The sequence below is a fragment of the Stenotrophomonas sp. STEN022 genome, from assembly GCF_056760155.1.
The window spans coordinates 113,206-122,205 of sequence record NZ_JBRREG010000002.1 but is presented as its reverse complement, the minus strand read 5'-3'; the positions used below and the strand labels follow the sequence as shown (position 1 = coordinate 122,205).

The 9,000-nt window shown below is 58.8% G+C and carries 7 protein-coding genes; 2 read left to right on the top strand and 5 right to left on the bottom strand.

What is annotated here, in order from left to right; all coding sequences use genetic code 11:
• Positions 1-80: 80 nt before the first annotated feature.
• Together ACVOMF_RS01320 and ACVOMF_RS01315 are read left to right on the top strand one after the other, a co-directional pair.
• The gene (locus ACVOMF_RS01320) at positions 81-452 is read left to right on the top strand and encodes a TniB family NTP-binding protein (protein ID WP_481507685.1); all 372 of its coding nucleotides are present in this window, start codon (positions 81-83) and stop codon (positions 450-452) included.
• Positions 453-2,096: 1,644 nt separating this feature from the next.
• Positions 2,097-2,333, top strand: coding sequence for a helix-turn-helix domain-containing protein (locus ACVOMF_RS01315; protein WP_481507684.1), 237 nt, complete (start codon positions 2,097-2,099; stop codon positions 2,331-2,333).
• Positions 2,334-2,768: 435 nt separating this feature from the next.
• Here the strand turns inward: ACVOMF_RS01315 and ACVOMF_RS01310 are convergent, their stop codons facing one another.
• The 5 genes from ACVOMF_RS01310 to ACVOMF_RS01290 all read right to left on the bottom strand — a co-directional run bounded on the left by ACVOMF_RS01310 (position 2,769) and on the right by ACVOMF_RS01290 (position 9,000).
• Positions 2,769-4,103, bottom strand: coding sequence for an MFS transporter (locus ACVOMF_RS01310; protein ID WP_057505027.1), 1,335 nt, complete (start codon positions 4,101-4,103; stop codon positions 2,769-2,771).
• Positions 4,104-4,177: 74 nt separating this feature from the next.
• The gene (locus ACVOMF_RS01305) at positions 4,178-4,426 is read right to left on the bottom strand and encodes a hypothetical protein (protein ID WP_082592139.1); all 249 of its coding nucleotides are present in this window, start codon (positions 4,424-4,426) and stop codon (positions 4,178-4,180) included.
• A gap of 59 nt (positions 4,427-4,485) precedes the next feature.
• Complete coding sequence (locus tag ACVOMF_RS01300) at positions 4,486-5,127, bottom strand: hypothetical protein (RefSeq protein ID WP_057505028.1); 642 nt, start codon at positions 5,125-5,127, stop codon at positions 4,486-4,488.
• A 13-nt stretch (positions 5,128-5,140) separates the two neighbouring features.
• Positions 5,141-5,824 (bottom strand): HupE/UreJ family protein, encoded by a 684-nt coding sequence (locus ACVOMF_RS01295; RefSeq protein ID WP_240213490.1) that lies wholly within the window; start codon positions 5,822-5,824, stop codon positions 5,141-5,143.
• Between the two features lie 44 nt (positions 5,825-5,868).
• Positions 5,869-9,000, bottom strand: coding sequence for an efflux RND transporter permease subunit (locus ACVOMF_RS01290; protein WP_057505030.1), 3,132 nt, complete (start codon positions 8,998-9,000; stop codon positions 5,869-5,871).

Genomic DNA, 9,000 nt, shown 5'->3' with positions numbered 1-9,000 from the left:
GGAAAACCCCTGAGGAATTTGCCCTGAAACACGGGACCCAAGCGAATTCCCTAGAGTCGTAGAATGCCGGATTTTCTACTTTGAAATGCACCGGTAATTGGGGGTGGGTCAATGAGCACCGGACTCTAAACAGCCCCGCTACTGAAGACGGGAGGACGTCGCCGTCTGCGTTATGTGAAGTCGCGCTGACGCTTATTGCATCGTCCGGAGTTCGTCAGATTCTCATAGATGAAGCGGGAAATCTTCTCAACGCGGGGAGGTCGACACAGCAGCAATCTTTAGCGTTCATCAAGGCAATCACAAATCGCGGCGTCACTATTTCCATCGCCTCCACAATGAACCTGGTGAACGTCCTAGCTGCTGATGAGCAGCTTCAGTCACGCTTCACTCGAGTAGAAATCCCTATGTGGGCTGAGTCAGAGTCATTTCGGTCCTTCCTCGCAAGCATTTAACTAGAGCTCCGGTTGCCTCAGGCATCAGGCCTGAGCGACCAAGCGATTGTTCGGTGGTTGGTGTCCCGAGGCTGCTGTACTACATCGCGGGTTCTTGAAGTCATATGTAACGCGAAACGTATTGCTGACTCGCAAGGTCTGGCGCGCATCGACATTCGGCTACTTGATATCGCCCTAAGCCATGGATACGTGGGGGAGGGGACTCGGCATGGAGATTTCTAACCTTCCGGTGTGGGCCGACGTGTTCCCGGGAGAAAGCATTCGTTCCTGGCTGGATGCCACGCGCGTTCGTCTCGGGCTTGCGGAGGAAGAATGGTGGGCTTGGTGCGGGATTGACCCTGCTGAGCCAGAGCGCCTAGCACATAAGAAGTGTTGGTCAGGATTGCCTCCTGGACTCGGTCAGATAAACGAGATTCCCGTGGATCTTCGGGTTGCACCGGTTTGGCGGGAAATCTACTGTCCCAATTGTGCTCTCGAAGGCTTGTCAGGAATACGCCATCCGGTTCTAGCCAAGTGGCTGGATGTAAGAAGTATCAGCTGCGATGAGCACAGAGTTCTTCTTTGGTACAGGTCACCATCTAGATGCGTGAACATCTCGGATGATCCGGAGTTGGAGGCGTGGGATCGCTGGCTGCGCGAGTGGCGAGATGACAAAAGCCTTTATTTAGTCGAGCGTCGCTTCAGGCGAGATCTCCTTTTGGCGGCTTCAAGAAACTGGAGCCCGACCTCTGCGATGATCGCTAGCGTTGGTTGCAACTGGCTGTTGACTGAGAAGGGTTGGTTGGCTAAGTCTTTGCCCAACAATCTTCACCCGCCAAACGGCCCGAGCAGAGTTGGCGCGCTTGGGCCTGCGGATCGAATGTCAGCGCTCTTTTCTGCGTGGAGAGCTTGGATTGCCATGAGAGAAAGAATGCCCACCGCGTTGCCAAGATGGCCTCTGGAAGCATGGCAATGGTTGGAGGCGCGCTGGCGTACACGAGTGCACTACGGATGTGGGACGCAGTTAGCTGAAATTGCGAGAGCTTTGGAGCGGCGTCAAAGTGGGGATCTCAGGCGCCCCCCACGTAGGAGTCGCTCTTAAAAAAACGTGGCCGTTGACGATGATAGCTCAGGTTGTCCGCCCAGTTGCGAAGGCAACGCGCCGCAAAGCTGCTTCTTTTTCTTGAGGGATAGCAAAATGGAAAGTTGCGATTGAACGCGGGTTACCTGTTGGTTCGCCGACGGGGGGAGGAACGTTTGAGCTTTGGCCGCGCGGCCAGCAACGGGCAGTGCTTGTCCAAGAATTCGGTCATGTCGCTTCGTCGCTGCAGTACTCCGGAGGGAATCTCCACCTGAAGCTTCCGCGCAATGGAGACCGCAAAGTAGATTTGCGCACTTGTAGGTGGCTTGAGATCCCAATCCAGGCAGTCAGCGAGAACGGGGAGCACTCGCATGCTCAGCCGCTCGCCGAACGACTCTCGCTCAGGATCATGTTGCAGTCGGGACCATTGTTCTTGTATCGACTCTAGTAGCCCCGGAGTTGCGTCGAGAGCAATCAGGAGGTCGCAATCAGGATCAATTAGGAGCAGGGCCATGGCAAGGCTCGAGCGATACTTATAAGTAGTCTACTTATACAGTGGTAGCGATAGAAGTAGCCTGAGAACAATGCTCTGCTGTATGCAGCAAGACATTCAGGCCCGACAACTTGGCTTGGCAATTCGCGCCGTGCGTTCAGCTAAAGGCTGGAGCCAAGAGCAATTTGCCGATTCGATCTCAATGCACCGTGCTTACTACAGCGCGATCGAGAGAGGTGAGAAAAACATTACTATTGCGACTCTCAGCAGACTGGCCGTCGGCCTGGGTGTGAGGGCACACGAGCTTCTACGCGACGCTCAGCTGTAAGCGAGAGAGCAGAAGGCGATGACCCCCAACTTTCGTGTCATCTGAGCCTAGCTGACGCGCGGCTCGGCTCTGGCCCACTCAACCGCTGCGCGCCTAAATTCTGCACTGAACTCCCTTTGCTTTGACACGGACACTCGTCAAGGCCTCGGTTAGCCTTCTCGGGGTGCCGGTGAATACGGGGGGGAGCCCGGGTAATCGCTAACGACCCGGGGCTGGAACAATTCGCATTCGATCAAAAAGACAGTACTCAGTAAGGGCGAGCGATGACGGATGTGCTGAATGCGGCCGTTGCTTGGCCACTGCGCCTCATTCTGTCTGCTGATGTTGGTTTATGCGATGACTACTTCCAGGCCCTAGAACGGCGGTGAACGTTCCGATTAGGGTGCGTTATCAGGGGTAGGGCGGGGGTCAGCTTCTGGCCTGGGATTCAACCGCTCAATGCGGCCATCTGGTGTGCAGGTCATCTATTACGAAGCGATGCGAGTGCCTCCCTGTCACTGCTGGATGTTCGGCCCAGTGCGGATGGTCGCTAGGCAAATTATCGTGGCCGTGCTCGATTTCTTCAGGATCTGCTTTTGGCCATGAGCGCCATGCCGCCGCGAAGCCGACGATGGCTAGACAGGCCAGCGCACCTATGGCTATCGGCATTCCCCATTTCGCACCGACCATGCCTGCAAGCTGATAAGCAATCAGCCAGCAAATATGCGATAGCGAAAATTGCGCAGCGAACAAAAATGGCAGATCTGCGGAATCAGCGGAACGGCGAAGCAAGCGACCTCCGGGGGTGACCAGCCCCGCGTAAGCCACTCCGAGAAGTACCCAGCTTGGTATGACCACAAGCCAATTGACGGCTCCATTCAGTCCAATCCAGATTCCCAGAAGGCAGGCCAGCACCGCGCACATCAATCCGGCAGCCGAGAGCATGACTCGTCGATCTGAGACCTTGTCCAGAAGCCTCGGCAGAAGCATGGCGATGGCCATCGATCCGATACCAAAAGCAGCCAGCGCCCAGGCGACTTCACGCTCACCACCTTGAAGGACGCTACGCACCACAACCACCGTGTTGACGAAAACCAACGATCCGCCCGCAGCAGCGACAAGGTTCAGTGCCAGCAGACCACGCAGACGCGGTGTGCGCAGGTAGATGCGCATTCCTCGAATGGCTCGCGTGTACGGTCCCTCATCTCCTCGCTTGGCGGCGATCAAGGGAAAGACGGTTGAGAAAACTAGTACCGCGGAGAGTACGAAGCCAACAGAAGTCCCGGCAAATAACCCATGGAAACTGATCAGAGTAAGCAACGCCGCAGCCAACGCAGGGCTCAACAGACTTTCAAGGTCATACGCCAAGCGGGAGAGCGATAGTGCCTTGGTGTAGTCCTTCTCATCCTTGAGAATCTCTGGAATGAGTGACTGGAAAAGGGGAGTGAAACATGCGGAGGCAGATTGCAACAGCGCAATCAGGATGTACACCTGCCAGATTTCGGTGACGAATGGCAGGGTAAGAGCAGCCGCGGCGCGGGCCAGGTCAAGTGCGATCAAGACTGTCTTTCGCAATGCTGGAGGCACTACGGCCGCTGAGACTGGGGCGAGTGTCACATAGACGATCATCTTGATCGCCAGTGCTGTCCCGAGCACGGCGCCAGCTTCGGCACCGGCTAGGTCGTAGGCCAGCAGGGCCAATGCAACCGTCGCCAGGCCCGTGCCCACCAGAGCTACGACCTGGGCGGCAAACAGGTTCCGGAAGCTTGAGTTCTTCAGAACGTCGATCATGGAAGGAATCTCGAGAAGTGCATGCAAGGAGATAGAGCGGGACCAGCTGGGTCCCGCTCGCTCTTTCAAACAGATTACTTCTTCGCCGCACCCGCCTTTTGAGCATCACAGGAGGTCTTCAGCGCCTTGGTGGCCGAGTCATTGAGATTGACGTCGTACCTGGATGTATCAGCCAACTGCTCGCAGGTGGTGGGCTTAGGCTTCTTCACTACCGCTGCGGGAGCCGGGGTGGGCTCATGCAGGGCAGGGTCATGCGCGACTGCAGCTCCGGAGGTGGAGGCTGCTGCGAGGAAGCAAGCTACGAGAACATTGCGGATCTTCATGGGTAACACTCCGGAAAATGCGGTGTACACACCGCGGGTTGAAATCAAGTGTGGGGAGATCAAGGGCGATACAGGTCAGCCTGGAAACCGACGACTTCGACCGAAACGTCCACCGGTGTGGTGCCACGGTTCTGCCAGTACCAGCCGTGCGTCCCATCGAAGGGGGCAATGAACGTGCCTTCGGCTTGGCTCTGCGCGGCTTCGACTGAATAACTGGTCCAAGCGCCCTTAACGTCCGGGCGCTCGCCGTGCATATCCACGGCCACGTCGCCGGTAGCTTTCCAACGGTAGATAGCGCCGGCACCCTGCTTGAAATGTGCTTTTACTTCGGCGCCCTTGCCCGGCTCCAATGTCACGGTAAGCGTGTCCGTACGCACTGGACCTGCAGAAAGTGAGTTTGCAGCGGCATCGAGCGTCTGCCCCTTGTTCTCACCAAAAGCAGCTTTGGCCTTTTCGGCCAACGTCTGGTTGGCCTCGTTGTTGGAACCCGTGACAGGCGCGGCGGCAACTGGCGCATCGTCCGCAGAAGTTTCGGCCAGCGTGGTCAGGCCCAACGCCCGACCGACACCGGTCGGGTCAATGCCGTACTCGGCAGGCATGACGGTAGTGACCAGTAGTACAGATGCCACGGCTGCGGCGATGAAGGTGGCGCGGACCAGACGGCCGGTGCTGGGAAGAGGCTGATTTGCAGTAATGGACATTGAATTATCTCGATCAGGAAACGAAGTAACCGGTGAGCTGGTAGCCGATGAGCAGGAAGCCAGCGGTCATCAACACGGCGTTGGCACCAAAGGCTTGACGGGCAAACATCGGCGAGCGGCGCCAGAAACCCATGACGATCAGGATGAACGCCAGAGCAAGAAGCTGGCCGATCTCCACGCCGACGTTGAATGCCAACATGTTGGCGACGAGGCCTTCCGGGGACAGTGAGAAGTCCTGGAGCTTGGTAGCAAGGCCAAGACCGTGGAACAGACCAAAAATCATCACCGCGGCTTTGGTGTTGGGCTGAAAACCGAACCAACGGCGGAAGGCGCCCATGTTGTCCAGCGCCTTATAGACGACAGACAAACCGATGATGGCGTCCACGATGTACGGATTGACGTGGAAGCCGCCCAGCACGCCGAGCAGCAGCGTGATGCTGTGGCCGATGGCGAACAACGTGACGTAGATGCCTACGTCCTTCATCCGGTACAGGAAGAACACCACCCCCAGCAGGAAGAGGATGTGGTCGTACCCGGTGAACATGTGCTTGGCACCAAGATAGGTGAACGCGAGCAGATTCCGGCCGGAACTCTCTTCGAGGAACGCGGCGTCTCCCTCGCTGACGCCATGGGCCACCGCAGCTGCTGTTGTGGTCAGCAGCGCAAGGCCTGCGAGTGCTGCCGCAGGTAGCTTGATGTTGCGCAAGAAACTCTCCTTTACTTTCGGAATTGAAGGAGCGCTCATGCGCGCTCCGTGTTGTTGAGGTCCCCATCGCGATGGATGAGGCGGTAGAGCGCCGGTAGCACCAGCAGGGTCAGCAACGTGGATGACACGATTCCGCCGATAACGACTGTGGCGAGCGGGCGCTGCACTTCTGCGCCGGCACCAACGTTAAGGGCCATGGGCAGGAACCCAAGGCTGGCCACCAGCGCGGTCATCAGCACCGGTCGCAGGCGCGTTATCGCCCCCTCATGGACGGCGTGTTCGAGAGAGGCACCGTCCTCGCGCAGCTTCTTGATGAAGCTGATCATCACCAAGCCGTTGAGGACCGCGACACCCGATAGAGCGATGAAGCCAACGCCCGCTGAGATGGACAGCGGGATTCCCCGCATCGCCAGCGCCAGCACGCCGCCAGTGAGAGCCAATGGCACGCCGCTGAAGACGATCGCGGCATCCTTGCCCGAGCCGAAGGCCATGAACAGCAGGCCGAAGATCAGCACCAATACCACCGGCACCACAATCGAAAGGCGCTTGCTGGCAGAGATCAGCTGTTCGAACGTGCCGCCATACTCGACCCAGTAGCCTTCTGGCATCGCCACCTCCGTACCGACGCGCTCACGCAGCTCCTCCACGAAGGAACCAAGATCACGACCACGAACATTGCTGGTGATCACCACACGCCGCTTGCCGTTCTCGCGACTGACCTGGTTCGGGCCTGGGGCGATTTCCACCTTGGCCAGTTGGCCCAGCGGCACATAGCCCCGAGCTGCTCCCTCGCTCGCAGGCAACGCGACGGGAAGTGACGCCAGGGTCTTGGGGTTCTCGCGCATGCTTTCAGGCAGGCGGACCACGATGTCGAAGCGGCGATCACCTTCGAATACCTGGCCGGCGGCTTCACCGCCCAGGGCCATGGAGATCGTCTTCTGTACCGCGTCGATCGATACGCCGTAGCGGGCCAAGGCATCCAGGTCAGGAGTAATGGTCATCAGCGGCAAGCCGGTGACCTGTTCCAGCTTCACGTCGGCATTGCCTTCGATGCTGCTGGCAACCTTTTCAATCTGGCTGCCGATGGCTGCCAGCTGCTCCAGATCATCGCCGTACAGCTTGATGGCCACCTCGGCACGAACGCCCGCGATGAGCTCGTTCATACGCATCTGGACCGGCTGCGTGAACTCATAGTTGTTGCCGGGGATGGCACGCACGGCCTTCTCCAGCTCGGCAATGAGTTCGGCCTTGGGCTTGCGTGGATCTGGCCATTGGCTGCGGTCCTTCAACATGATGAAGGTGTCAGCCACCGAAGGCGGCATCGGATCGGTGGCCACCTCGGCAGTGCCGATCTTGGCCACGACTTCGTCCACTTCCGGGAACTCCTTGATCCGAGCTTCCAGTTGCCGCTGCATGCCGATCGCTTGGGTCAGGCTTGTGCCTGGAATACGCAGGGCATGCAGCGCGATATCGCCCTCATCCAGATTCGGAATGAACTCAGTACCCAGTCGGGTCGCAAGTACGCCGGAAAGGACGATCAGTACGGCGGCGGCTGCCACCACCAGCTTGCGGGCAGACATGACCTTGTCCAGCAGCGGGCCATAGAAACGGCTCACCGCACGCATCGCGCGGGTTTCCTTCTCCGAGACCTTGCCCGTCACGAACTGGGCCACTGCCGCCGGCACGAACGTCAGCGATAGCGCCATCGCTCCGGTCAACGCGATGACCACGGTCAGCGCCATCGGATGGAACATCTTTCCTTCCACCCCGGACAGGGCGAAGATCGGGATGTAGACGGCGGCGATGATGAACAAGCCGAACAGGCTTGGCTTGATCACTTCAGCGCTCGCACTGGCAGCCAGCTCAAATCGCTCCTTGCGGGTGAGCAGGCGTCCCAATGCATGTTGTTGCTCGCCAAAGCGACGCAGGCAGTTCTCCACGATGATTACCGCACCATCGACGATCAGGCCGAAGTCCAACGCACCCAGGCTCATCAGGTTTGCCGAGACGCGGTTCTGCACCATTCCGCTGATCGTCAACAGCATGGTCAGTGGGATCACCGCGGCGGTGATCAATGCCGCGCGCAAGTTGCCAAGCAGCAGGAACAGCACGGCAATGACGAGCAGGGCACCTTCCAGCAGGTTCTTGCGAACGGTTTCGATGGTGCGATCGACCAGTTCGGTGCGGTCGTATACCGCGTGTACACGAACCCCCTCAGGCAAGGTCTTGTCGATTTCCTTGAGCTTTGCAGCGCTGCGCTGCGCGACTTCCCGGCTGTTTTCCCCGATCAGCATGAACACGGTGCCAAGCACCACTTCCTTGCCATCCTTGGTAGCGGCACCCGTACGCAGTTCGCTGCCTTCAAGCACTTCGGCAACATCACCCACCCGCAACGGAAGGCCATCGCGTGTGGCCACCACAATTTTCCGAAGCCCGGCGATGTCCGCCACCTGGCCGGGTACGCGGATCAGGTACTGCTCGCCGGATCGTTCGATATAGCCGGCGCCGACGTTGGCATTGCTGCGGTCCACCGCATCAAGAACGTCCTGCATGGTCAGGCCATAGGCCTGAAGCTTCGAAGGGTCGGGGGTGACGTGGAACTGCCGCACATACCCGCCGACGGTGTTGACCTCGGTGACTCCCTTGAGGTGGCGCATCTGCGGGCGGACGACCCAGTCCTGCAGCGTGCGCAAAGCCATGGGGGTCCAGGTGTCTTCTGCGCCGGGCTCTGCTTCGACCGTGTACATGAAGATTTCGCCCAGGCCGGTGGCAACCGGCCCCAGCGAAGGTTTCAGGCCAGAGGGCAGGGCAGAGGCTGCCTGTTGCAGACGTTCGGCAACCTGCTGACGGGCGAAGTAGATATCGGTTCCGTCTTCGAACACCACCGTGACCTGGGAAAGGCCGTAGCGGGAAACCGAGCGGGTGTACTCAAGCTTGGCCAAGCCGGCCAATGCCGTTTCAACCGGGAACGTGACGCGCTGTTCTGCCTCCAAAGGCGAGTAGCCGGGCGCTTCGGTGTTGACCTGCACCTGTACGTTGGTGATGTCGGGCACAGCATCGATGGGGAGCCGGTTGTAGTTCCAGATGCCAAGGCCACACAGCCCAAGCACAAGGAGCAGCACCAGCCATCTGTGAGCGATCGACGCTCGTATGATTCTTTCGAGCAT

What these genes read in the sequence shown, in the direction of transcription:
- ACVOMF_RS01290 (WP_057505030.1), bottom strand. Translation starts at nt 9,000, where the DNA reads ATGCTCGAAAGAATCATACGAGCGTCGATCGCTCACAGATGGCTGGTG.
- ACVOMF_RS01300 (WP_057505028.1), bottom strand. Translation starts at nt 5,127, where the DNA reads ATGTCCATTACTGCAAATCAGCCTCTTCCCAGCACCGGCCGTCTGGTC.
- ACVOMF_RS01315 (WP_481507684.1), top strand. Translation starts at nt 2,097, where the DNA reads ATGCTCTGCTGTATGCAGCAAGACATTCAGGCCCGACAACTTGGCTTG.
- ACVOMF_RS01305 (WP_082592139.1), bottom strand. Translation starts at nt 4,426, where the DNA reads ATGAAGATCCGCAATGTTCTCGTAGCTTGCTTCCTCGCAGCAGCCTCC.
- ACVOMF_RS01310 (WP_057505027.1), bottom strand. Translation starts at nt 4,103, where the DNA reads ATGATCGACGTTCTGAAGAACTCAAGCTTCCGGAACCTGTTTGCCGCC.